Raw genomic sequence first — 22,696 nt, 5'->3', positions numbered from 1 at the left:
CGCCGGTCGCCGTCGCGGTCACCCGTCCCGCCGGTCCCCGCCGGAGTTTCACTCGTCCCGGTGGTCGCCGTCGCGGCGTCACCTGTCCCGGCGGTCGCCGTCGCGGTCCGCGCTGGCCGGTTCACCAGGCGGGACGGGGTGATCGATGCCTCATCGGTCCCGATCGGCCCACCCGCCGCGCTCCCGGGCCGGATGAACGGGGGATGACAGGCGTGCGACAACGCTGTGTGAGGGCCCTCACCCCGCAGACCGGGACATGCCGACCGGGGTGCCCCCTACGATCCTTGGTGAGGTGCGTGACCGGCACCTGACGGCCATGGCACGGATCGGCGCAGGGCGCATCGCGGCGCCCGGTCGCCCCGGCCGACCTAAAATACGACGTCTACGAGGACCGATGAATCCTGTCGTACTGATCGCCGAAGAACTCGCCCCCGCCGCCATCGAGGTGCTCGCGCACGACTTCGACGTGCGCCACGTCGACGGCACCGACCGCCCGGCCCTGCTCTCCGCGCTGGCCGAGGCCGACGCGGTGATCGTGCGCAGTGCCACGCAGATCGACGCCGAGGCGATCTCCGCCGCGCCGCGTCTGAAGGTGGTCGCCCGGGCCGGCGTCGGGCTGGACAACGTCGAGGTTCCGGCCGCCACCGCGCGGGGCGTCATGGTCGTCAACGCTCCCACCTCCAACATCGTCTCCGCCGCCGAGCAGGCCGTCGCGTTGCTGCTCGCCGTCGCGCGTAACACCGCCAGCGCCAGCGCCGCGCTCAAGGCCGGCGAGTGGAAGCGGTCGAAGTACACCGGCGTCGAGTTGCAGGGCAAGACCGTCGGCGTGGTCGGCCTCGGCCGCATCGGCGTGCTCTTCGCGTCCCGCATCGCCGCCTTCGGCACCCGGCTGATCGCGTACGACCCCTACATCCAGCCGGCCCGCGCCGCCCAGCTCGGCGTCCGCCTGGTGGGGCTGGAGGAGCTGCTGCGGGAGGCCGACTTCATCTCGATCCACCTGCCCAAGACCCCGGAGACGGTCGGCCTGATCGGCGAGAAGGAGCTGGCGATCGTCAAGCCGGGCGTCCGGATCGTCAACGCCGCCCGGGGCGGGCTGGTCGACGAGCAGGCGCTGGCCGACGCGATCGCCGAGGGTCGGGTCGCCGGCGCCGGCGTCGACGTGTACGCCAAGGAGCCGTGCACCTCGTCCCCGCTGTTCGCCTTCGACAACGTGGTGGCCACCCCGCACCTGGGCGCGTCCACCCACGAGGCGCAGGACAAGGCCGGCCTGGCCGTGGCCAAGAGCGTCAAGCTGGCGTTGCAGGGCGAGTTCGTGCCGGACGCGGTGAACGTGCAGGCCGGTGGCGTCGTCGCCGAGGACGTCCGGCCGCTGCTGCCGCTGGCCGAGAAGCTGGGCCGGGCGTTCACCGCCGTGGCCGGCGGGGTGGCCGCCAGCGTCACCGTCGAGGTGCGCGGCGAGATCGTCAACCACGACGTGTCGGTGCTCAAGCTCGCCGCCACCAAGGGGCTGTTCAGCTCGGTCGTCGAGGAGCAGGTCACCTACGTCAACGCGCCGCACCTGGCCGCCGAGCGGGGCGTCGAGGTGGCCCTGGTCACCCAGGCCGAGACGGCGGACCACCCGAACCTGGTCACCATCCGGGGTGCGCTGCCCGACGGCCGTACGGTCAGCGTCTCCGGCACGGTCGCCCACGCCGGTGCCCGGGACGTCCTCAAGCTGACCGAGGTCGACGGGTTCGACGTGGAGATCGGCGCCGAGGGCATCCTGCTCTTCCTGCGCTACGCCGACCGGCCGGGCGTGGTCGGCACCGTCGGCACGCTGCTCGGTGAGGCCGGCATCAACATCGCCGCGATGCAGGTGGCCCGCCGGGAGGCCGGCGGTGAGACCCTGATGACCCTCACCGTCGACCAGGCGCTCGGCGCGGACCTGCTCACCTCCGCGGCCGACTCGATCGGCGCGACCGCCGCCAGCGCGGCGGACCTGCGCGACGAGTAGTCGCACCCGCACGCAGGCGCAGGGCCCGGCCACCCGGCCGGGCCCTGCGCCGTCCACACCCGACGGACTGCCGCGCGGGACCGAGCCGGTGCGGGTGCGCCGGGTCGCGGCAGGAGCGGGCGTTCGCCGACCACGCGACACACACCCGGTTCGTGCGGGTCGGGTCAGCGGGTGACGCGGGAGGGTGGCGGGTAGACCGAGCCGTCCTGCGGGTCGAAGAGCATCAGGTCGTACTCGCCGGCCAACCGCTCGATGTCGAGCAGCACCTGGTCGTCGCAGGTCGGGACGAGGTGCAACGCCACATGGTCGGACGCCGCGTGCAACGGCGAGACCTCCCACGGGGTGCCCTGGTGGGCGGGCCGGTCGGGGTAGGACGCGGTGAGGGCCCGGTAGAAGCCCACCACCCGGGGGTCCGGATACCGCTCGCCGTGCTGCCCCTCGTGGCACCGCCGCACCGCCGCCCGGACGTCCTCGGGCGTGGCCCCGTCGTGGAGGGCCCACACGCTCAGATCGAAACTCACGGCGGACAGCGTGCCATCACGCGCTCCTGCGGGCGACACTGACCCGCCGTGATTCCCGCAGGTGGTTCGAGTGTCCGGAGGACACGGTCCGCTGTGGAGACTCTTGCGTCGAGTTGCGTCGATTCGCTAGCGTATCGGAGCGGTCACCGGCAGCGTCGGACGTCGACCCGTCTTCGGGTGACGAGGCCGAACGTCCGTCCGGCCGGCCTGCACCCCTCGAATGCGCGAGCCACGCGCACTCGTCGCTGACCGGCCCCCACGGTCGTTGCCGAGACCGTGGGGGCCGATCGCCGGCCCGTCGACCGCGCCACCCCGTGGACCCCCTCCACAGGTCGGCCGACGCGCCGCGGCACCGCTCAGCGGCGCCGGTGGGCGAAGAGAGCCTGATATGCCGAGTCGGTGCGGAACCATGCCAGCCCCACCGGCCCGGCCGCGTACAACGCGGTCGCGTAGGCGTCGGCGACGGCGAGGTCCGGCCCGACGACGGTCGCGGCGACCAGCTGCCGGGCCGACTCACCGGTGTGCGGGTCGACGACGTGCCCCTGCCGGCCGGTCACCCCGGAGGTGCCCACCGCGCCGGCCGTCATCTCCAGCACCAGCGGGGCCCGTCGACCGTCGGTCGGGTGGTGCACCGCCACCCGCCACGGGCCGCCGTGCGCGGCGTGGCCGCGTACCGTGAGGTCGGCGCCGGAGAGCACCGCGTAGTCGGTGATGCCGGCGGCGCGCAACCGGGCCGCGGCCCGCTCCACCGCCCAACCGTTGAGCAGGCCGCCGGGGTCGAAGCCGCCGGGCACGGCCCAGGCGTCGAACCAGCCGTCGGTGGCGGCCCGCATGGCCGCGCAGCGGTCCACCAGGTCGGTCAGCGGCGGGTACGACTCGGGGCTGATCTCGCCGCGCCGCAGCCGGGAGACCAGGCTCTCCGGCCGGTTCGGCCCGTAGGTGAGGTCGATGGCCCGTAGCTCGGCGACGGCGTCGCGCAGCGCGTCACCGACCACCCGCCGGCCCAGGTCCTCGGGGGCGTTGAGCAGGAGCGAGTATTCGGCGGTGCCGGTCCGGACGGCGTGCTGCACGGTGATCCGGCCGCCGGCCGCTTCACCGGCCCGGTCGAGGCGGTGGCTGCGGGTGCCCAGGCGCAGGTCGGGGCGGCGGCGGGAGAATGTCGCCTGGTCCACCCAGCGGGTGCGCGGTTGCTCGTCCAGTCGGCCTGGCCCCCGCTGCTGCTCGGTCCGCATCACACTGCTCCTTCACCGACGGTGCCGCGACGTCGCGACCGGTCCGTCCCGGGCCCCACGACCCGTCCTGCACCGACCCTAGGCAGTGGAGATGACCGCACCATGAATGCTGGCTGGGAGCCTGCTGAGCATTTCGTCCTCCCAGATAATGGAAGGCTCGTACCGGGAACCGGGACGGGGACGTACCGTTCACCCCAGCGGACGAGGTGAGGAGCGGCAGGTGGCACGGATCGCGGTGGTGGCCGGGGACGGGATCGGACCCGAGGTGGTCGCGCAGGCCCTCAAGGTCCTCGACGCCGTGCTCCCCGGGGTCGAGGCGACGCAGTACGACCTCGGCGCGGCGCGCTACCACCGCACGGGCGAGGTGCTGCCCGACTCGGTGCTGACCGAGCTGGCCGGCCACGACGCCATCCTGCTCGGCGCGGTGGGCGACCCCACCGTGCCGCCGGGCGTGCTGGAGCGCGGCCTGCTGCTGAGGCTCCGCTTCGCCTTCGACCAGTACGTCAACCTGCGCCCGTCCCGGCTCTGGCCCGGCGTGCCCGGCCCGCTGGTCAACGTCAAGCCGGGTGAGGTCGACCTGGTCGTCGTCCGGGAGGGCACCGAGGGCCTCTACGCCGGTGCCGGCGGCAGCCTGCACCGGGACACCCCGGCCGAGGTGGCCACGGAGGAGAGCCTGAACACCCGACACGGGGTGGAACGGGTCATCCGGGACGCCTTCGCCCGCGCCGCCCGCCGGGAGCGGCGCAAGGTCACCCTGGTGCACAAGACCAACGTGCTGACCCACGCCGGCTCGCTGTGGGCGCGGGCGTTCGCGGCCGTCGCCGCCGAGCACCCCGACGTCGCCACCGAGTACCAGCACGTCGACGCCGCCGCCATGTTCCTGGTCACCCAGCCCCAGCGCTACGACGTGGTGGTCACCGACAACCTGTTCGGCGACATCCTCACCGACATCGCCGCCGCGGTCACCGGGGGGATCGGCCTGGCGGCCAGTGGCTGCATCAACCCCACCGGGGCGTACCCGTCGATGTTCGAGCCGGTGCACGGCTCGGCGCCGGACATCGCCGGCAAGGGGGTCGCCGACCCGGTGGCCGCCGTGCTCTCCGCCGCGCTTCTGCTCGACCAGTTGGGTCACGCCGACGCCGCCGCCCGGGTGACCGGCGCGGTCGCCGCCGAGCTGGCCGGCCGGACCCCGGGTGTGGCGTTGCGGACCGACGAGGTGGGGGACCGGCTCGCCGCGCACGCGGTGGCCTGATCCCGCCGGTAGCGGCCCTATCCACTGAACGACCGTTCGGGGTAGGTTTCTGGACAGCAGCTCGGTGCGTGGTCCCCGCGTGCCGTCAACCCGCAGGGAGGTCAGCGCGATGAGCGGTGGTGACATGCTCGATTTCGAGATCCGTCCGAATCCCGCGCCGGTATCCGCCGCCGAACGGGCCGCCCTGCTGGTCGACCCCGGCTTCGGTCGGGTCTTCACCGACCACATGGTCACCATCCGGTACGCCGACGGCAAGGGCTGGTACGACCCCCGGGTCGAGGCCCGCGCGCCGATCCCGATGGATCCGGCCACCGCCGTCCTGCACTACGCGCAGGAGATCTTCGAGGGGCTGAAGGCCTACCGGACGGCTGACGGCTCGATCACCATGTTCCGCCCGGAGGCCAACGCGGCCCGGTTCATCGCCTCCGCCCGGCGGCTGGCCATGCCGGAGCTGCCGGCGGAGCTGTTCGTCGAGTCGCTGCGCAAGCTGGTCGAGATCGACCGGGACTGGATCCCCGAGGGCGCCGACACCAGCCTCTACCTGCGGCCGTTCATGTTCGCCAGCGAGGCCTTCCTCGGTGTCCGCCCGGCCAACGAGTACCTCTACTGCGTCATCGCCTCGCCGGCCGGCGGGTACTTCGCCGGTGGGGTCAAGCCGGTCACCCTCTGGGTCTCCCCGGACTACACCCGGGCGGCCCCCGGGGGCACCGGCGCGGCCAAGTGCGGCGGCAACTACGCCGCGTCGCTGTCCGCCCAGGCGGAGGCGATCGAGGCCGGGTGCGACCAGGTCGTCTTCCTGGACGCGGTGGAGCGCCGCTACGTCGAGGAACTCGGCGGCATGAACGTCTTCTTCGTCTACGACGACAACACCCTGGTCACCCCGCCGTTGACCGGCACGATCCTGCCGGGTATCACCCGGGACGCGCTGCTCGACCTGGCCGCCGCCTCCGGGCACCGGGTCGTCGAACGCCGGGTGAGCTTCGACGAGTGGCAGGCCGACGCCGAGAGCGGCCGGCTGCGTGAGGTCTTCGCCTGCGGCACCGCCGCGGTGATCACCCCGGTCGCCCGCGTGCGGCACCCCGGTGGCGAGTTCGTGATCGGCGGCGGTGAGCCGGGCCGGTCCACCTCGGCGCTGCGGGAGCAGCTGGTGGCGGTCCAGCGCGGCGACGCCCCCGACCCGCACGGCTGGGTGACGCACCTGAGCTGACCGGCGGCCCCCCGAGGGGGTCACTACGGCGTGGGCGGCTCCAGCAGGTGGTCGCGCAGGGCGGCGAGCTGGGCGTCGGTGACGCCGGCGTGGCGCAGGTAGTCCTCGACCGAGCCGTGCCGTCGGCGCAGCTCGACGAGGAAGAGCGACATCGCTTCGGCGGGGGAGCCCAGGAAGGGCGCGGGCGGTGCTTCGGCCTCCGGCATGGACGCCGCCAGCCAGGCGCTGAACCGCTGGGACGCCTCGCTGCTCAGCGCATAGTCCTCGGCGATGCGGTCGTCGTCGACGCCGAGCACCGCCAGGGTCAACGCGCAGACGATGCCGGTGCGGTCCTTGCCCGCCACACAGTGCACCAGGACGGGGGCGTTGGCGCTGTCGGCGATCAGGCCGACGGCTTCGGCCAGCCCGGCGGTGCCGGTCTCGGCGAGGTCGGCGTAGCGGTCGGCGAGGTAGCGGGCCAGGCTGGACTCCGGCTCGTGGCGGGTCAGCGCCCAGTCGGCGTGTTCAGGGTGGACGTGCCGGTAGGCCAGGCCGTCCAGGTCGGGCACCCGGCCGTCCCGGTCCACCTCGGTCGGGCGGCGCAGGTCGATCACGGTGCGGATGCCGAGGGCGCTGAACGCCTCCCGGTCGGTGCCGTCGATGCGGTGTGGGGAGTCCGACCGGTAGAGCCGCCCCCAGCGGACGGTCCGGGCGTCGTGGCCGGGATAGCCGCCGACGTCGCGGAAGTTGAACATCGCGGAGAACGGGATACGGCGGCTGTCCTCGGTGGGGTTCACCCGGACACGGTAACGGCCGGCGGGGCGTGGATGCCGCCCCGTCGGCCGTCGTCGTCGATCGACGGGTCTGGTGTCCGAGGTCTGCCGGTGCGTCGGACCGCCCGCCTGTCGCCTATCGGGCGGTGCCCGGGGGGAGGTTGCCGTAGGTGTCGTCGTAGTAGCCGCCCAGCTTGTCCCGGTAGGCCGGGTCGCTGTGGCTGGTCTCGTCGTACTCGGGGGCGGCCTTGATCTGGTCCCTGGTGCGGTCGACGTGGACCTTGCGGTCGTCGTGGTCGACCTGGTTGATGGTGCCGGCGGGGAGCATCACCTTCTTGCCGAAGATCCACGGCCCGGTGTCGACGACCAGGTAACTGCCGCCGACCTCGTGACTCGCCTCGTCGATCTTGCCGATGCCGCCGTCGGTCGCCTCGACCTTGTAGCCGACCAGGTCGGCGTCGGCGACCCCGGCCTCGTCGCGGTAGCTCCACGGGTTGAACGCCCCACCGGGGGCGCCGCCGGCGATCGCGCCCTGACCGTCGTCGACCATCGGGTCCGTGGTGCCGTGGGCGGTGTGCGGATCGAGCCTGTCCATCGGAACTCCTGCCTCGACTGTCGTAGTCGTTATCGGAGAAAAGCGCTTCGTGTCCGCATCTGAGGTACCCGAGGGGAGACGTCCCACACATCCCGTCCCGGGATGTGGATTCTGTCTCCCAGATTCGGGTGGGAGTGGCAGAGTGGCCACCGTGACCAGCTCCGCCCGCATTATTGGCAGCTAGCGCGCCGGCCTCCCCTCCGCCGAGCGCGCAGACCTCCCGCATCCGCGGGGGGTCTTTTTGTTGCCCCCCGCAAGGTTCGACGGTCCGAAGAAAGGGACTCGCGATGACGTTCCAGGTCTACGACACCACGCTGCGCGACGGCGCCCAGCGCGAGGGGCTCAGCTACTCGGTGATCGACAAGCTGGCGGTGGCCCGGCTGCTCGACGAGTTCGGCGTCGGTTTCATCGAGGGCGGGTGGCCGGGCGCCGTGCCGAAGGACACCGAGTTCTTCCGCCGCGCCCGCACCGAGCTGGACCTGCGGCACGCCCTGCTGGTCGCGTTCGGGGCCACCCGCAAGGCCGGGATCGCCGTCGCCGACGACCCGCAGGTGCGGGCGCTGCTCGACGCGCAGACCCCGGCCGTCGCCCTGGTCGCCAAGGCCGACATCCGGCACGTCGAACGCGCCCTGCGCACCACCGGCGCGGAGAACCTGGCGATGGTCCGGGACACGGTCGCCCACCTGGTCGCGCAGGGACGACGGGTCTTCGTCGACGGTGAGCACTTCTTCGACGGGTTCCGGCACGACCCGGCGTACACCGCCTCGGTGGTCGAGACCGCGCTCGCCGCCGGGGCCGAGCGGTTCGTGCTCTGCGACACCAACGGCGGGATGCTCCCGTCCCGGGTGACCGCCGCGATCGCCGACCTGACCGCGCGGACCGGGATCGCCCCGGAGCTGTTCGGCATGCACGCCCAGAACGACACCGCCTGCGCGGTGGCCAACACCATCGCGGCCGTCGAGGCCGGGGTCCGGCACGTGCAGGGCACCGCCAACGGGTACGGCGAGCGTCCCGGCAACGCCGACCTCTTCGCCGTCGTGGCCAACCTCCAGCTCAAGCTCGGGCTGCCCGTCCTACCCGACGGCTGCCTGGAACAGATGGTGCGGGTCTCGCACGCCATCGCCGAGATCGCCAACATCGCCCCCGACACCCACCAGGCGTACGCCGGGGCCGCCGCCTTCGCCCACAAGGCGGGGCTGCACGCGAGCGCGATCAAGGTCGACCCGTTGCTCTACAACCACGTGGACCCGTCGGTGGTGGGCAACGACATGCGGATCCTGGTGACCGAGATGGCCGGCCGGGCCAGCATCGAGCTGAAGAGCCGCGAGCTGGGTCTTGACCTGGCCGGCCATCCGGACGCCGTGTCGAAGGTGACCACCCGGGTCAAGGAGCTGGAGGCGGGCGGCTGGTCGTTCGAGGCCGCCGACGCGTCGTTCGAGCTGCTGGTCCGTTCCGAGCTGCCGGACGCCGCCCCGGTGCGACCGTTCGCGCTGGAGTCGTACCGGGTGCTGGTGGAGCACCGGGAGGACGGTGCGGTGGTCTCCGAGGCGACCGTGAAGATCCGGGTACGCGGTGAGCGGGTGATCGCCACCGCCGAGGGCAACGGACCGGTCAACGCCCTCGACGAGGCGCTGCGGGTCGGACTGCTGCGGTACTACCCGGAGCTGCGCCACTTCGAGCTGGCCGACTACAAGGTGCGCATCCTGGAGGGCACCCACGGCACCGGGGCGGTGACCCGGGTGCTGGTGGAGACCGCCGACGGGACCGGCCGCGACTGGACCACCGTCGGTGTGCACCCCAACGTGGTCGAAGCCTCCTGGCACGCCCTGGTCGACGCCCTCACCTACGGCCTGGACCGGGCCCGGGTCTGATCCGCCGCCCCCGGCCTCAGCGGGTGGGCAGCCGCAGGGTGGCCAGTACGGCACGGTGGTCGGTGGCGGGCACCCGGTGGACGGTGACCGCGCGGACGGCGATCCGGCGGTCGACCAGGACGTGGTCGATGGTCACCGGCGGGATCGGGGTGCCGTCGTACGGGCCCCAGGTGCCCACCAGGCCGGCCCCGGCGGCGTCGGCGGCGTCCACGTAGCCGCTGGCCAGCAGGGCGCGCAGCGGGGCGTGGTCGAGGGTGGCGTTGAAGTCCCCGGCGAGGATGCCGAGCTGCCCGTCGGGGGTGGCGCGCGGCTGGCCGGCCAGGTCGGTGCGCCACTCGCCGACCACCCCGACCGACCAGGGTGCCGCCGGGTGGGCCGACTCCACCCGCAGCGGGGGTGCGTCCGGCACCGCCACCGTCGCGTACGCCTGGGTGAACGCGAAGCCGGCGTTGCGGCGGAAGCCGCCGTCGGAGAGCGGGAAACGGGCGTAGAGCCCGGAGCCGGTGGTGCCCACCTCCGGGTTGAGCTGGCGGTGGGGGAGCAGGCCGGCGAGGCCGGCCCGGTCGAGGGCGTCGCGCGCCGCGGGGGTGAACTCCTGCACGGTGAGCACGTCCACCCGGTGCCGGCGGACCAGCTCGACCAGGGTGGTCGCGTCGGCGCCGCCCTTGAGCAGGTTGGCGGTGAGTAGCCGCAGCTCGGGCCCGTCGACCGTCGGCTGCCCGGTGGGCAGGGCGCGGGGTGCCACCGCCCCGACCAGGGCCAGTGCCGCCACCGCCGCGGCCACCGCTGGCCACCGGCGTCGCAGGGCGAGGGTCAGCGTCAACACCAGCAGGCTCCACCCTGCCACGTACGGGGTGAACGCGAGCGCCTGCACCAGCGGGCCCCGGTCCAGCCCGGCGAGGCGGACCACCGCCCAGGCGAGGCCGGGAGCCACCGCCAGCCAGCAGAGCAGGGTGGCTGCGGGGCGGCGGGTGGTGGACGGCGTCGGGGTCGTGAGCACGGCGGTCAGCCTAGTGACCGACGCCGTCCGCAGTGCCCCGGCATCCATTCGTGAATGGTCGAGACTTCATCTTTCGCAATTTTCAACATCGTTTTCGAGATGGCAAAACGGATTGGTCCGCTATTGACGCTCCGCTTTTGTCGGTGTTAGGTTCCTCCTCGTTGAGGTGCCGCAACAGAGCGTAGTAATCCCAGCTCAGGCCGGTCGGGAGTGTTGATCGGTCAACATTTCCGACGCGGATGGAACTCTTCTGTCCGCGTCATTTCCGGCCCGTCCGCACCAGACCCATCCGGCTCTCCGAACGGTGGGCCGGCCGTATCGCCACGGTCACAAGAGGGAGACCTGTCATGGCCACATTCTTCAGGCGTAAGGCGGCGGCGGTGACGCTCGGCGTCCTGGCGCTCACCCTGGCCGGCGGCGGGATCGCCGCCGCCCAGCCCACGACCAAGGCCCCGGCCGAGGTGGCTCAGCCGGGGGCCCGGCTGGCCGGTGCCACCGGTCAGCCGCCGGTGACGGCAGCCGAAGCCAAGCAGGCCCGCGCCGCGCTGAAGGTTTCGCTCGCCCCGCCGGCTGCGGGTTCGGTCGCCTGGGCCGTCGTCGCCAGCGACGGCACCCTGCTCCAGCACTCGGCGAACGTCGTGTCGTCGACCAAGTACGGCACCGGCCAGTACCAGGTGCTGCTCGACTACAGCGTGGTCGGGAAGGCGTTCCAGGCCACCATCGGCACCAACGACCAGTTCAACGTGCCGCCGGCCGGCGAGATCTCGGTCGCGCCCCGCAACCAGACCCCGAACGGCGTCTTCATCCAGACGTACAGCTCCGGCGGTTCGGTGTCGAGCAAGCCGTTCCACCTGTTCGTCGCCAACTGACGCGCAGCCGCGTCGACGGTGCCGGCCCCCAGCCCGGGGGCCGGCACCGTCCGTTGTGGAGCAGGTTTCCCGCCGCCGGGCGGGGGTCGACGCGCGGCACCTGACGTACCGGTCCTGCCGTCCCACGGTGTTGCCGCCCCTACGGGCGGGTCGTCCCGGTCCGGCCGGGAAAGGGCCTGCCAGGGGCGGAAATTCCGACGTTTGCCTGCCCACCGCCCCGGGAAGCAAGCACCGTGACGGACATCTCGGACACCCTGGCCAGCCTGCCCAGCCCGGTCGAAGCCGATGCGGCAGGCGCCGAGTTGGAACAGACCCTCTTCGAGGTCAGACGCGTGATCGTCGGGCAGGACCGGCTCGTCGAACGACTGCTCACCGCGCTGATCGCCGACGGGCACTGCCTCCTGGAAGGGGTGCCCGGGGTGGCGAAGACGCTGGCCGCGCAGACCCTCGCCACCGTCGTCGGCGGCACCTTCACCCGCATCCAGTTCACCCCCGACCTGGTCCCCTCCGACATCGTCGGCACCCGGATCTACCGCGCCTCGACCGAGAAGTTCGACGTCGAGCTGGGCCCGATCATGGCCAACCTGGTGCTCGCCGACGAGATCAACCGGGCCCCGGCCAAGGTGCAGTCCGCGCTGCTGGAGGCGATGGCCGAACGGCAGGTCACCATCGGCGGCCGGAGCTGGCCGGTGCCGGAGCCGTTCCTGGTGCTGGCCACCCAGAACCCGATCGAGTCCGAGGGGGTCTACCAGCTCCCCGAGGCACAACGCGACCGCTTCCTCATGAAGATCGTCGTCGACTACCCGGGCGACGCCGACGAGCTGGCCATCCTCTACCGGATGAGCAGCGACCGGCCCCGCCCCCGTCGGGTGCTCGACCCGGTCCGGTTGCGCGACTACCAGCGCCGGGCCGCCCACGTCTTCGTGCACCACGCGCTCGCCGAGTACGTGGTCCGGCTGATCCTGGCCACCCGCGACCCGGCCCGCTTCGGGCTGCCGGAGATCGCCCCGCTGCTGGCGTACGGGGCGAGCCCCCGGGCCACCCTCGGCCTGGTCGCCGCCGCCCGCGCCCAGGCGCTGCTGCGGGGCCGCGAGTACGTGCTCCCCGAGGACGTCCGCGAACTCGCCGTCGACGTGCTCGCCCACCGGCTGGTGCTCTCCTTCGACGCGGTCGCCGACGGGGTCAGCGCCGAGGCGGTGGTGCACCGGCTGGTCCAGGCGGTGCCGCCGCCGGTGCTCGCCACCGGCCACCCCGAGTACACGCCCGACCTGGCGGCGGCGTGAGACCCCGGACCGCCCCGGCACCCGCCGGCCCGACCCTGGCCGACCTCGCCCCCGAACAGCGGCTGCGCCGCCTCGAACTGACCGTCACCCGCCGGCTGGACGGGCTGCTCCAGGGCCAGCTGCGTGGCCTGCTGCCCGGCCCCGGCAGCGAACTCGCCGGCAGCCGCGAGTACCGCCCCGGCGAGGACGAGGTACGCCGGATCGACTGGGCGGTCACCGCCCGCACCACCGTCCCGCACGTCCGCGAGGTCGACGCCGACCGGGAGTTGACCACCTGGCTGCTGGTCGACGCCAGCCCCAGCATGGAGTACGGCACCGCCGAGCTGGACAAACGGGAACTCTCCGTGGCCGCCGTCGCCGCGATCGGGTTCCTCACCGCCGGCACCGGCAACCGGCTCGGCGCACAGGTGCTCGGCACCGACGGGCTGCGCCGGTTCCCCGCCCGCAGCGGGCGTACCCACCTGCTGAGCCTGCTCCGTGCGCTGCTGCACGCCCCCCGGGCGGACGCCGAGCCACCGGCCACCCCGCCGGTCGGCCCCGACCTGGCCGCAGCCCTCGCGGCGGTGCAACGGACCGCCGTACGGCGGGGGCTGGTGGTGGTGGTCTCCGACTTCCTCGACGGGCTCCCCGACGACCACGACACCCCGGCACCCTGGGAACCGGCGCTGCGCCGGCTCGCCGCCCGGCACCAGGTGCTCGCGGTCGAGGTGACCGACCCCCGCGAACTGGAACTGCCCGACGTCGGCCTGATCACCCTGGTCGACCCGGAGACCGGCCGGCGGCGCGAGGTGTGGACCGGTGACCCGGCGCTACGCCGCCGGTACGCCGACGCCGCCACCGCGCAACGCGCCCAGGTGGCCCGCGCACTGCGCCGCAGCGGAGCCGGTCACCTGGCGTTGCGCACCGACCGGGACTGGACCGCCGACATCGTGCGGCACGTGCACACCCAGCGTCGGCTGGCGGCCGCGCCCGCCGCCTCCCGGGGAGGTCTCGCGTGAACTGGCAGTCACCCGTCCGGCTCCTGCTGCTGCTGGGGGTGGTCGCGCTGGCCGCCGGCTACCTGCTGGCGCAGCGCCGACGCAGCCGGTACGCCGTCCGTTTCACCAACCTGCGACTGCTCGACCGGGTCGCCCCGCAGCGGCCCGCCTGGCGGCGGCACGTGCCCGCCGGGCTGTTCCTGGCCATGCTGGCGCTGCTGGTGGTCGGCTTCGCCCGGCCCACCGCCGAGGTACGGGTGCCCCGCGAGCGGGCCACCGTGATGGTCGCCGTGGACGTGTCCACGTCGATGCTCGCCACCGACGTCGAACCGGACCGGTTGACCGCCGCCAAGGAGGCCGCCCGGACCTTCGTCGACGGGCTGCCCGACGAGTTCAACGTGGGACTTGTCGCCTTCGCCGGCAGCGCGGCGGTGCTGGTGCCGCCGAGCACCGACCGGGGCGCCCTGCACGACGGGATCGACCGGCTCGCCGAGGGGATCACCGGGGTGCAGGGCACCGCCATCGGCGAGGCGATCAGCGCCTGTCTCGGCGCGGTCAAGAGCCTCGACGACAAGGCGGCCAAGCAACCGCCGCCGGCCCGGGTCATCCTGCTCTCCGACGGGGCGAACACCTCCGGCGCGGACCCGATGGAGGCGGCCTCGGCGGCCGTCGAGGCGAAGGTGCCGGTGCACACCATCTCGTTCGGCACCCCGGGCGGGTTCGTCGACCGGGGTGGCCGCCCGATCCAGGTGCCGGTCGACGGGCAGACCCTGCGGGAGGTCGCCGACCAGACCGGGGGCGGGTTCCACGAGGCGGGCAGCAGCGCCGAACTGCGCGACGTCTATGAGGACATCGGCTCGTCCGTCGGCTACCGCAAGGAACGTCAGGACATCTCCGCCCGGTTCATCGGGCTCGGGCTGGTCTTCGCCATGGGGGCGGCGGCCGGGTCGATGCGCTGGTTCTCCCGCCTGCCCTGAGGGGGACGACGCGGGCCCACCTGCCCCTGATCCGTCACAACAGTGAGGAGCGGACGTATGGCAGTACAGACCGGTCTGGGGGAACCCCGGGGTCCCTGGTTCCTCTCACCCGACCTGGGGCCGGACGGCCGGCACCGGTGGGACGTACCGGATCCGGGGGAGGACCCGTCCCGGCGGCGCTGGCGTGGCCGGTTGTGGACCGCCGTGGCGGTGGTCGCCCTGTCCACCGTCTCCGGGGCGGCGGCCGGCGGTTGGGTGGCCGGCCAGGGCGGGGCGGGCCCGACGGCGGCCTCCGCCGCCCCGATGCCGGCGGAACTGGTCACCGCCGCCCAGAAGACCGTCCCCGGGGTGGTGTCCGTGCTGGTCGGCGGGGGTGCCACCGGGCAGTCGGCGACCGGTTCCGGCTTCGCCATCGACAACGAGCAGCACATCGTCACCAACGACCACATCCTGGCCAAGGGGGGTGGTGGCGCGGTGACCGTGGAGATGCCCGACGGCCGCCGGTACGCCGCCGAGGTGGTCGGCCGGGAACCCGGCAGCGACCTGGCCGTGCTGAAGGTGCCGTCGGCCGCCGGGTTGGCCCCGTTGCCCCTGGCCAAGCCCCGGTCCACCCGCGTCGGTGAGCCGGTGCTCGCGGTCGGGTCGCCGCTCGGCCTGGCCGGCACGGTGACCGCCGGGATCGTCAGCGCCCTCAACCGGCAGGTACGGCTGGGCACCAACCGGCGCAGCGCGGTGCAGACCGACGCGTCGATCAACCCGGGCAACTCCGGTGGCCCGTTGGTCAACGCCCGGGGCGAGGTGGTCGGGGTGAACACGGCGATCGCCACCATCGACGGCAGCGGCTCGATCGGCATCGGCTTCGCCATCCCCATCGACCAGGTGCAGCAGACCGCCGACACGATCATCGGCAAGGGCGGCTGAGCCTCCCGTGCGGGTCCGCGGGCCGCGCCCCCGGTGACCGCGCCGCACGGCGTCGGGCGGGGGCGTTAGCCTCGCGGGGTGGACGACGGACTGCGGGTGACCGATCGGTGGACCGTGCCCGCCGCCGAGCTGCGGGAACGGTTCTCCCGCTCGTCCGGGCCCGGCGGGCAGGGTGTCAACACCACCGACTCCCGGGTCGAGCTGAGCTTCGACCTGGCCGGCACCACCAGCCTGCCCCCTGTGCTGCGGGAACGGGCGCTGGAGCGGCTCGCCGGCCGGCTGGTCGACGGGGTGCTCACCATCGCCGCGAGCGAGCACCGGGCGCAACTGGCCAACCGGGAGGCGGCCCGGGAACGCCTGGTCGCGCTGCTGCGCGAGGCTGTCGCCCCACCCCCGCCGCCCCGCCGTCCGACCCGGCCCTCGCGGGGCGCCAAGGAACGCCGTCTCGCCGACAAGAAGCGGCAGTCGCAGCGCAAGCGGGACCGCCGCGCCGACGGCGACTGAGCTGCCCCACCCGAACCGGCCGCGCACCGCGCAACCCGTGGTCGGCGCGGCCCTGCGCGAACCCGGGCCGGCCGTGCACCGCGAGATCCTCGGTCGGTGTGGCCTCGCGTGAACCCGGGCCGGCCGTGCACGGCGAGATCCTCGGTCGGTGTGGCTCGCGTGAACCCGGGCCGGCCGTGCACGGCGAAACCCGGGCCGGTGTGGCCCGGCGCTGCCTAGGCTGGCGGGCATGTCCACCGACACCCTGGTCACCCTCGCCGGCACCACCGCGCTCGCCGGCGCCGCCGACGGGCCGAGGATCTGCGGCGGCGACGACGCCACCGACGTGATCGGCGCGGCCCTGGGCCACGGGGTCGACCTGGTGGTGCTGCCGGTACGCCGGCTCGCCGTCGAGTTCTTCACGCTGCGCACCGGGGTGGCGGGCGAGGTGGTGCAGAAGTTCGTCAACTACCGGCTACGGCTGGCCGTGGTCGGTGACATCTCCGGGCACGTCACACGGAGCACCGCGCTGCGTGACTTCGTCGTCGAGGCCAACCGGGGTGGCCAGCTGTGGTTCGTCGACACCCTGGCCGCGCTGGAGGAGCGGCTGCGCGTCGAAGCGCTTCGCCAGGATGCGGGAGGGCGTTGAGTCGGGGCACCCGGTCTGCTGGGATGTCCGTGGGAGCAAACCGGGCCGTCACCGACCGCACGTCGTCACGTGACAGGAGTCCCCTCACCATGCTCCGAAGGCCGTTCCTCTCCGCCCTGCTCGCCGCGTTCGCGGCGGTCCCCCTCACCCTGCTCGTCGGGCTGGTCGCCACCCCGGCGGCCCGGCCCGCCGCCGCCACCCCGGTCCGCGTCATGCCGCTCGGCGACTCGATCACCGGCTCGCCCGGCTGCTGGCGGTCCATCCTCTGGAACCGTCTCCAGTCCACCGGTCACACCGACGTCGACTTCGTCGGCACCCTCGGCCCGCAGGGCTGCGGCCAGCCGTACGACGGGGACAACGAGGGCCACGGCGGTTACCTGGTGACGAACGTCGCCAACCAGAACCTGCTGCCCGGCTGGCTCGCCGCCACCCGCCCCGACGTCGTGCTGATGCACTTCGGCACCAACGACGTGTGGAGCAACATCGCACCGGCCACCATCCTGGCCGCGTACTCCAAGCTGGTGGACCAGATGCGGGCCGGCAACCCGGCGATGCGGATCATCGTCGCCAAGATCATCCCGATGGCCCCGTCGAGCTGCGCCGAGTGCGGGCAGCGGGCGGTGGCCCTGAACGCCGTGATCGACGGCTGGGCGGCGGGGAAGACCACCGCCGCGTCGCCGATCGTGGTGGTCGACCAGTGGACCGGGTTCAGCACCAGCACCGACACCTACGACGGGGTGCACCCCAACGCGGCCGGCGACCAGAAGATGTCCGACCGGTGGTACCCGGCGCTGGTGGCCGCCCTCGGCGGCACCACCCCGACCGCCTCGCCCACCCCGACGGTCAGCCCCACCACCCCGCCCACCCCGACGGCCTCGCCCACCCCGACGGCGAGCCCCACGGTCAGCCCCACCGGGTCACCCACGGTCGACCCGCCGACCACCTCGCCGCCGGCGGGCGTCGCCTGCACCGCCAGCTACCGGATCACCAACCAGTGGCAGGGCGGGCACCAGGGTGAGGTGACCGTGCGCAGCACCGGCACCGCGCGGACCACCGGCTGGCGGGTCACCTTCACCCTGCCCGCCGGGCAACAGATCACCCAGACCTGGAACGCCGAGCTGACCCAGACCGGCAGCGCGGTCACCGCCCGCAACGTCAACTGGAACGGCGCGCTGGCCCCGGCAGCCGAGGCCACCTTCGGGTTCCTCGGCACCCACACCGGCACCGCCACCGCCCCCACGGCGACCTGCACCGCCAGTTGACCGGTCCACCCGTTCGCCGAAGAACACCCGCAAGATCGTGCTGAATCCATGAAGTAGTGGCCTCCCGGACGACGGAGGCCACTACTTCGTGGATCGAGCGTGATCACGCAGGAGACGGGCGGGCAGCCGGCAGTCGAGGCGTGCGTCGGACGGTCAGCTGTGGACAGCCCCGGCGAGGTCCAGGGCGGCCAGCAGCCGGGCGCGGAGCACGGCGGCCCGCTCGGCGAAACCCCGCTGCGCCGCCGCGTACTCGGCCCGACCCTCGGGGGTCTCCACCCGGACCGGGGGATAGCCGAGGGCCGCCAGGTCGTAGGGGCTGGCCCGCATGTCCAGCGCCCGGATCTGCCGGGCCAGCGCGAAACAGTCCGCGACCAGCTCCGAGGCGACCAGCGGGGAAAGCTTGTACGCCCACTTGTAGAGATCCATGTTGGCGTGCAGGCAGCCCGGCTGCTCCAGCGCGTGCTGCGTCTCCCGGGTGGGCTGGAGCAGGTTCAGCGGCCGGGCCGGCGCGGTGAAGAACCGGAACGCGTCGAAGTGGCTGCACCGCACGCCCCGCTCGCGTACCACGGCGGCGGTGTCGTCCGGGCTGAGCCGCAACGGCCAGGCGTTGTGCCGTACCTCCTCCTGGGTCTGCCGGTAGACCATCGCCCACTCGTGCATCCCGAAGCAGCCCAGGTGCGCCGGCCGGCCGGCGGTCGCGGCCAGCAGACCCCTGATCCAGGCGATCGAGTCGGCGCGGCGGTCGCGTACCCCGTCGGTGTCGAGGGTGACCCCGGCGGGGCCGGCGCGGTAGTCCCGGCCGAACTCGGCCGGGTCCGCATCGCGCAGCAGCACCCCCGCGCCCGGATGCCAGCGGCGCAGCTGCGCCGGGCGGTGCGAGTAGTAGGTGAACAGGAAGTCCTCCACCGGGTGCCGGCCGCCGGTGCGACGCCGGGCCAGGTGCGGGTCCAGCCAGCCGGCCACCCGCGCCTCGTGGGCCGCCCGCCGGGCCCGCCAGTCGGCCGCGTCGAGGGCGGCGGGTGCGAGGGCGGCGGTCACACCCACCAGGGTACGACCGCCGCCCGCCCCCGGTCAGCGCACGTCGCTGCCGTCCGGCGTGTCCCGCCGGGTCAGGGCACGTCCACCCGGACACCGGCGGAGAACACCCCGCTGCGCAGCTCCAACTGCTCCGGCTTCTGCATCCCGTGCACGGTGAAGACCAGCGGCAGCACCACCCGGCTGCCCGCCGACACGGGTTGGGCGAAGACGTCCCGCCCCAGGTTCGCCAGCCGGGTGGCGTCCTCGTCGGTGCTGACCCAGGTGCCCCCCGGCAGGTACGCCCGCTGGAGCTGACCGTGCCAGCTCTGCTGCTCCGCTGTGACGTTGCGGACCCCGACCGTGGCCTGGCACTGCTGGCTCGCCACCTTCGCGGTGCCGCAGGCCACCCGGTAGACGGTGAACTCGAACGCCTTCTCCCGCAGCGGGGTCCCCACCGCGCCGGTCATGGTGGTGCCCGTCCAGGCCCCGGCGGTCGGCTGCTTGGTGGTGTCGATCGCGGCGACCTCCCGGGTGGCCGTCCACGCGGCGGCGAAGACCACCCCGGCCAGCACGGTCGCGGCCACCCCCACCACCAGCCACACCGACGGGTTACGTCGTCGCGCGGGCTGTCCCGGGGCGGCGGGGCGCGGGTACACCGTCCCGCCACCCGGGGCCGCCGGCCCGCCGGCGTACGGGGGGTGGCCCGCGGCTACCGGCGCGGTGCCGGTCGGCTCGACACCGCTCACCCGTCGTCGGGCCCGCAGCCACCACCACGAACCGCCGGCCAGCAGCGCCAGCACCACCACGGCCGCCCCGAGCAGGATCGGCGGTTGCCGCCAGGCCGGCGTCGCGGGCACCGCCGCCTCCGGGGCCGCTCCGCTGCGCCAGGTGGCCGTCGCGCAGTCGTACGGCTGGTCACCGTCGCTGGTGTACGCGCAGGCCGGTGCGGTCAGCGCCTGGCCCGGCGCGGTGGCGGCCAGGGCGGTGTCCAGGGTCCGGGTCGACCCGGCCGGCACGACGAGCCGCCAGGTGACCTCCCCGCCGCCGGTGGCCCCGCCCGGCCGGGTGGCCAGCCCACCCGCGCTGACCGCGGTGATCGAGGCACCCGCCGGCACCTCCTGCCGGACCATGGTCTGCACCGTCGCGCTGCCGGTGTTGCGCACCATGATCCGGTAGCCCGGCACCGACGTCGCGGCTGGCGCCACGGCCACGGTGACCTGCGGAGCCGGTCGGGGTACGCCCGGGTTGCCGGCGGTGGTCATCCCCGGGGCGGGTGCCGTCGGGGTGACCGGCACGACCGCGCCGCTCGCCGCCACCCCGGGTGCGGCCGGTGCGGCCCGAGGGCGTACCGCCGGTGGTGGTGTCTCCCGGGCCGCCGCCACCGGCGTGGCCCAGGCGGCGAGACGGGCCGGTGCGGCGACCGCCGGGTCGAATTCACGGCCCCGGCGTGCCGCCGGGGCGCTGCCCGGATCCGCCGTGCCTCCCGGATCCGCCGCGCCGCCCGGGTCTGCCGCCGGTGCCCGGCCCGGTGCCGTGGTACGTCCCGCCCCGGTGGCGGGCTCGGCGGCCGGTGCCCGGACCACGGGCGTGCCGGTCGTCGCCTGGGTGGCCGCGGCCGGGGTGGTCGTCGCCGGCGCGCGGGGCGCGGGGTCCGTGCCGGGCAGCGCCGGTACGGCGGCGAGAATGCCCAGGCAGTTCACGAAAACCGCGAGGGCCCTGTGGTGTCGTCTCGATGCAGGCATACCAACGAACCTCCGGAGCCGACGTTAGGAGCGGGGACCCTCCGGGCGGGTACGAAGCCCCGAACCCCGCCCGCAGCGCCGACCGATGGCCTACGCTGCGCCGACGTTTCCCGGTGGCCGACGGGCGACGCCGCCGTGGGGGATAGATTGGCCGGGTGCGTATCGCTCGTTTCGCTCATGCCAAGGGAATGTCGTTCGGGGTCGTCGAGGGCGAGTCGGAGGCCGGGCCGCAGGGCCTGACCATCGCCGAGATCGACGGCCACCCGTTCGGGCAGATCCAGTTCTCGGGCGCCCGCTGGGCGCTCTCCGACGTTCGGCTGCTCTCGCCGATCCTGCCGAGCAAGGTGGTCTGTGTCGGGCGTAACTACGCCGAGCACGCCGCCGAGCACGGCAACGAGGTGCCGAAGGAGCCGTTGCTCTTCCTCAAGCCGTCCACCTCGGTGATCGGCCCCCGGGACGCGATCCGGCTGCCGATCTTCTCCAAGCACGTCGAGCACGAGGCGGAGCTGGCCGTGGTGATCGGTGCGCCGGGTGCCCGCCGGGCCGACCGGGCCGCCGCCGAGCGGGCCATCTTCGGCTACACCTGCGCCAACGACGTCACCGCGCGGGATCTGCAGCGGTCCGACTCGCAGTGGACCCGGGCCAAGGGCTTCGACTCGTTCTGCCCCATCGGCCCCTGGATCACCACCGGCCTGGACGTCTCCGACCTGGAGGTCCGCTGCGAGGTGGGGCGCAACCCGACCGAGATGGAGGTACGCCAGCTCGGTCGGACCAAGGACATGGTGTTCGACGTGCCGGCGCTGGTGTCGTACATCTCGCACGTGATGACGCTGCTGCCCGGGGACGTGGTGCTGACCGGCACCCCCGCCGGGGTTAGTCCGCTCACCGACGGGGATACGGTCACCGTGCGGATCGAGGGGATCGGCGACCTCACCAACTCGGTGGTCCCGGTCGCCTGAGCCGTACGACACCCCCTGTTTCCGCAGCTCAAGGGCGGTTTGGGGGATTGGATTTGGCCTGTTGGCGCGGGGAGGGTAAAGTTCCTTCCCGGCGCCACAAGGGGCCAATGGGGTATGGGGTAATTGGCAGCCCAACTGATTCTGGTTCAGTTAGTCTAGGTTCGAGTCCTGGTACCCCAGCGCAACCGCAGGTTCACCCGAATCCGCGGACGCTGGATTCTGACGGTGATCGACACCGCTCCCGCCACGGGAGTCAAGTTGATCTCTGATAGAGTGCAGCTTCCCCGCCCGGCAGGGCAGGGAAGCACAAGCTATGTTCTGGCCCCGTCGTCTAGTGGCCCAGGACGCCGCCCTCTCAAGGCGGTAGCGCCGGTTCGAATCCGGTCGGGGCTACAACGCTGACAGCCCGTCCCACCTCGCTGGGGCGGGCTTCTTCGCATCCGGCCGCTCCGCCCGCCCGCCCGCCTTGCTTGTCCGCCGGTCGGCGGTCGTTCCGCGTCCGCCTGCCTCGTTTGTCTGTCGGCCGGTCGTTCCGCGTCCGCCTGCCTCGCTTGTCCCGCCGCCTGACCGTTTCGCGCCTGCCTGCCCCATTTGTTCGTCGGTCGGCCGCTCCGCCCCGCCTGTCCGCCGCCCGGCCGGAATATCCGGCTGTCCGCCCGGGCTGTTCTGCCTGCCCGGCCGGGTAGAACCCCACGTGGGGCGCTGTTGCGCCATCCCAGCCACCAGATACCGCTACTTCGCCCCTGGGACGCCCACATCCCCGGGCGCCTACACGCCCGGCCGCCCCCTGGGGGTGCCCACGTCCCCCGGTGCTGGCCGGCGATGGCCCGGTCGGCGCACGACCGCAGGGCCCCGACCCCCGTCTTGGGGGCCGGATGTCGGTGCCGTTAGACTAATCCCGCGACGCCCCCCGGGGTGGTGAAGCAGGAAAAGTGCCTGGCCCCGTCGTCTAGTGGCCCAGGACGCCGCCCTCTCAAGGCGGTAGCGCCGGTTCGAATCCGGTCGGGGCTACCACACGATCGGCCCGTCTCGCCCCGCGAGGCGGGCCGATCGCCATCTCTCCCGGTCCCGCTCCCGGCCATCTCCCCTGCCCTCCCTGCTCCCGCCGGTCTCGCCTCGGTGATCAAGAGGTTT

At 73.6% G+C, this 22,696-nt stretch carries 20 protein-coding genes and 3 tRNA genes; 16 read left to right on the top strand and 7 right to left on the bottom strand.

What is annotated here, in order from left to right; all coding sequences use genetic code 11:
• Positions 1-394 precede the first annotated feature (394 nt).
• On the top strand, positions 395-1,993 hold the full coding sequence (serA, locus tag AB0B63_RS08070; protein WP_208567276.1) for a phosphoglycerate dehydrogenase: 1,599 nt from the start codon (positions 395-397) through the stop codon (positions 1,991-1,993).
• Positions 1,994-2,157: 164 nt separating this feature from the next.
• On the opposite strand, the gene AB0B63_RS08065 is transcribed toward serA, so the two are convergent.
• Both AB0B63_RS08065 and AB0B63_RS08060 read right to left on the bottom strand, forming a co-directional pair.
• On the bottom strand, positions 2,158-2,514 hold the full coding sequence (locus AB0B63_RS08065) for a hypothetical protein (protein WP_208567275.1): 357 nt from the start codon (positions 2,512-2,514) through the stop codon (positions 2,158-2,160).
• 356 nt (positions 2,515-2,870) lie between these two features.
• Positions 2,871-3,746, bottom strand: a complete 876-nt coding sequence (locus AB0B63_RS08060; RefSeq protein ID WP_357015693.1) for an FAD:protein FMN transferase — start codon at positions 3,744-3,746, stop codon at positions 2,871-2,873.
• 220 nt (positions 3,747-3,966) lie between these two features.
• Here AB0B63_RS08060 and AB0B63_RS08055 point away from each other — a divergent pair, with 220 nt between their 5' ends.
• On the top strand, positions 3,967-4,998 hold the full coding sequence (locus AB0B63_RS08055; RefSeq protein WP_357015690.1) for a 3-isopropylmalate dehydrogenase: 1,032 nt from the start codon (positions 3,967-3,969) through the stop codon (positions 4,996-4,998).
• A 109-nt stretch (positions 4,999-5,107) separates the two neighbouring features.
• Positions 5,108-6,205, top strand: coding sequence for a branched-chain amino acid aminotransferase (locus tag AB0B63_RS08050; protein ID WP_357015687.1), 1,098 nt, complete (start codon positions 5,108-5,110; stop codon positions 6,203-6,205).
• A 23-nt stretch (positions 6,206-6,228) separates the two neighbouring features.
• On the opposite strand, the gene AB0B63_RS08045 is transcribed toward AB0B63_RS08050, so the two are convergent.
• Positions 6,229-6,981 carry a tyrosine-protein phosphatase gene (locus tag AB0B63_RS08045; protein ID WP_357015682.1) on the bottom strand — a complete coding sequence of 251 codons (753 nt, stop codon included), beginning with the start codon at positions 6,979-6,981 and terminating at the stop codon, positions 6,229-6,231.
• 112 nt (positions 6,982-7,093) lie between these two features.
• Positions 7,094-7,552, bottom strand: a complete 459-nt coding sequence (locus AB0B63_RS08040) for a PRC-barrel domain-containing protein (protein WP_208567270.1) — start codon at positions 7,550-7,552, stop codon at positions 7,094-7,096.
• A gap of 287 nt (positions 7,553-7,839) precedes the next feature.
• Here AB0B63_RS08040 and cimA point away from each other — a divergent pair, with 287 nt between their 5' ends.
• Positions 7,840-9,423 (top strand): citramalate synthase, encoded by a 1,584-nt coding sequence (gene cimA, locus AB0B63_RS08035; protein WP_208567269.1) that lies wholly within the window; start codon positions 7,840-7,842, stop codon positions 9,421-9,423.
• Between the two features lie 16 nt (positions 9,424-9,439).
• Here cimA and AB0B63_RS08030 read toward each other — a convergent pair whose 3' ends face one another.
• On the bottom strand, positions 9,440-10,375 hold the full coding sequence (locus AB0B63_RS08030) for an endonuclease/exonuclease/phosphatase family protein (protein ID WP_357015975.1): 936 nt from the start codon (positions 10,373-10,375) through the stop codon (positions 9,440-9,442).
• Between the two features lie 395 nt (positions 10,376-10,770).
• On the opposite strand from AB0B63_RS08030, the gene AB0B63_RS08025 reads away from it, so the two are divergent.
• From AB0B63_RS08025 to AB0B63_RS07990, 8 genes are all read left to right on the top strand, one after another.
• Entirely contained in the window at positions 10,771-11,292 is a 522-nt protein-coding gene (locus AB0B63_RS08025) for a hypothetical protein (protein ID WP_208567267.1), read from the top strand.
• A 233-nt stretch (positions 11,293-11,525) separates the two neighbouring features.
• On the top strand, positions 11,526-12,575 hold the full coding sequence (locus AB0B63_RS08020) for an AAA family ATPase (protein WP_208567266.1): 1,050 nt from the start codon (positions 11,526-11,528) through the stop codon (positions 12,573-12,575).
• Positions 12,572-13,573 carry a DUF58 domain-containing protein gene (locus AB0B63_RS08015; RefSeq protein ID WP_357015676.1) on the top strand — a complete coding sequence of 334 codons (1,002 nt, stop codon included), beginning with the start codon at positions 12,572-12,574 and terminating at the stop codon, positions 13,571-13,573. The genes AB0B63_RS08020 and AB0B63_RS08015 overlap by 4 nt, the downstream gene beginning before the upstream one ends.
• The gene (locus AB0B63_RS08010) at positions 13,570-14,529 is read left to right on the top strand and encodes a VWA domain-containing protein (RefSeq protein ID WP_208567264.1); all 960 of its coding nucleotides are present in this window, start codon (positions 13,570-13,572) and stop codon (positions 14,527-14,529) included. The genes AB0B63_RS08015 and AB0B63_RS08010 overlap by 4 nt, the downstream gene beginning before the upstream one ends.
• Positions 14,530-14,586: 57 nt before the next feature.
• Positions 14,587-15,450 carry a trypsin-like peptidase domain-containing protein gene (locus AB0B63_RS08005; protein WP_357015672.1) on the top strand — a complete coding sequence of 288 codons (864 nt, stop codon included), beginning with the start codon at positions 14,587-14,589 and terminating at the stop codon, positions 15,448-15,450.
• A 78-nt stretch (positions 15,451-15,528) separates the two neighbouring features.
• Positions 15,529-15,954, top strand: coding sequence for an alternative ribosome rescue aminoacyl-tRNA hydrolase ArfB (gene arfB, locus AB0B63_RS08000; protein WP_208567262.1), 426 nt, complete (start codon positions 15,529-15,531; stop codon positions 15,952-15,954).
• Positions 15,955-16,183: 229 nt separating this feature from the next.
• Positions 16,184-16,582 (top strand): DUF4180 domain-containing protein, encoded by a 399-nt coding sequence (locus AB0B63_RS07995; RefSeq protein ID WP_208567261.1) that lies wholly within the window; start codon positions 16,184-16,186, stop codon positions 16,580-16,582.
• An 89-nt stretch (positions 16,583-16,671) separates the two neighbouring features.
• Complete coding sequence (locus tag AB0B63_RS07990; RefSeq protein ID WP_357015668.1) at positions 16,672-17,844, top strand: cellulose binding domain-containing protein; 1,173 nt, start codon at positions 16,672-16,674, stop codon at positions 17,842-17,844.
• Positions 17,845-17,997: 153 nt separating this feature from the next.
• Here AB0B63_RS07990 and AB0B63_RS07985 read toward each other — a convergent pair whose 3' ends face one another.
• Positions 17,998-18,882: a 3-methyladenine DNA glycosylase gene (locus tag AB0B63_RS07985; RefSeq protein WP_208567259.1), complete on the bottom strand. Its 885-nt coding sequence runs from the start codon at positions 18,880-18,882 to the stop codon at positions 17,998-18,000.
• Positions 18,883-18,953: 71 nt separating this feature from the next.
• Positions 18,954-20,603 (bottom strand): hypothetical protein, encoded by a 1,650-nt coding sequence (locus AB0B63_RS07980; protein ID WP_357015665.1) that lies wholly within the window; start codon positions 20,601-20,603, stop codon positions 18,954-18,956.
• A gap of 155 nt (positions 20,604-20,758) precedes the next feature.
• Here AB0B63_RS07980 and AB0B63_RS07975 point away from each other — a divergent pair, with 155 nt between their 5' ends.
• The 4 genes from AB0B63_RS07975 (at position 20,759) to AB0B63_RS07960 (ending at position 22,576) form a co-directional block, all read left to right on the top strand.
• Entirely contained in the window at positions 20,759-21,562 is an 804-nt protein-coding gene (locus AB0B63_RS07975) for a fumarylacetoacetate hydrolase family protein (protein WP_357015662.1), read from the top strand.
• A 108-nt stretch (positions 21,563-21,670) separates the two neighbouring features.
• Positions 21,671-21,742: transfer RNA gene (locus tag AB0B63_RS07970), tRNA-Gln, on the top strand.
• Positions 21,743-21,882: 140 nt separating this feature from the next.
• A tRNA-Glu gene (locus tag AB0B63_RS07965) sits at positions 21,883-21,955 on the top strand.
• 545 nt (positions 21,956-22,500) lie between these two features.
• Positions 22,501-22,576: transfer RNA gene (locus AB0B63_RS07960), tRNA-Glu, on the top strand.
• The last annotated feature ends 120 nt before the right edge of the window (positions 22,577-22,696 follow it).

The sequence above is a fragment of the Micromonospora sp. NPDC049081 genome, from assembly GCF_040648835.1.
Taxonomy (GTDB): domain Bacteria; phylum Actinomycetota; class Actinomycetes; order Mycobacteriales; family Micromonosporaceae; genus Micromonospora; species Micromonospora antibiotica.
This window is presented reverse-complemented; position numbering and strand designations above follow the sequence as displayed.

Excerpts from the sequence above, each read along its gene's own strand:
- AB0B63_RS08050 (WP_357015687.1), top strand. The coding sequence starts at position 5,108 with ATGAGCGGTGGTGACATGCTCGATTTCGAGATCCGTCCGAATCCCGCG.
- AB0B63_RS08005 (WP_357015672.1), top strand. The coding sequence starts at position 14,587 with ATGGCAGTACAGACCGGTCTGGGGGAACCCCGGGGTCCCTGGTTCCTC.
- AB0B63_RS07980 (WP_357015665.1), bottom strand. The coding sequence starts at position 20,603 with ATGCCTGCATCGAGACGACACCACAGGGCCCTCGCGGTTTTCGTGAAC.
- cimA (WP_208567269.1), top strand. The coding sequence starts at position 7,840 with ATGACGTTCCAGGTCTACGACACCACGCTGCGCGACGGCGCCCAGCGC.
- AB0B63_RS08040 (WP_208567270.1), bottom strand. The coding sequence starts at position 7,552 with ATGGACAGGCTCGATCCGCACACCGCCCACGGCACCACGGACCCGATG.
- AB0B63_RS08060 (WP_357015693.1), bottom strand. The coding sequence starts at position 3,746 with ATGCGGACCGAGCAGCAGCGGGGGCCAGGCCGACTGGACGAGCAACCG.
- AB0B63_RS07995 (WP_208567261.1), top strand. The coding sequence starts at position 16,184 with ATGTCCACCGACACCCTGGTCACCCTCGCCGGCACCACCGCGCTCGCC.
- serA (WP_208567276.1), top strand. The coding sequence starts at position 395 with ATGAATCCTGTCGTACTGATCGCCGAAGAACTCGCCCCCGCCGCCATC.
- AB0B63_RS07990 (WP_357015668.1), top strand. The coding sequence starts at position 16,672 with ATGCTCCGAAGGCCGTTCCTCTCCGCCCTGCTCGCCGCGTTCGCGGCG.
- AB0B63_RS08025 (WP_208567267.1), top strand. The coding sequence starts at position 10,771 with ATGGCCACATTCTTCAGGCGTAAGGCGGCGGCGGTGACGCTCGGCGTC.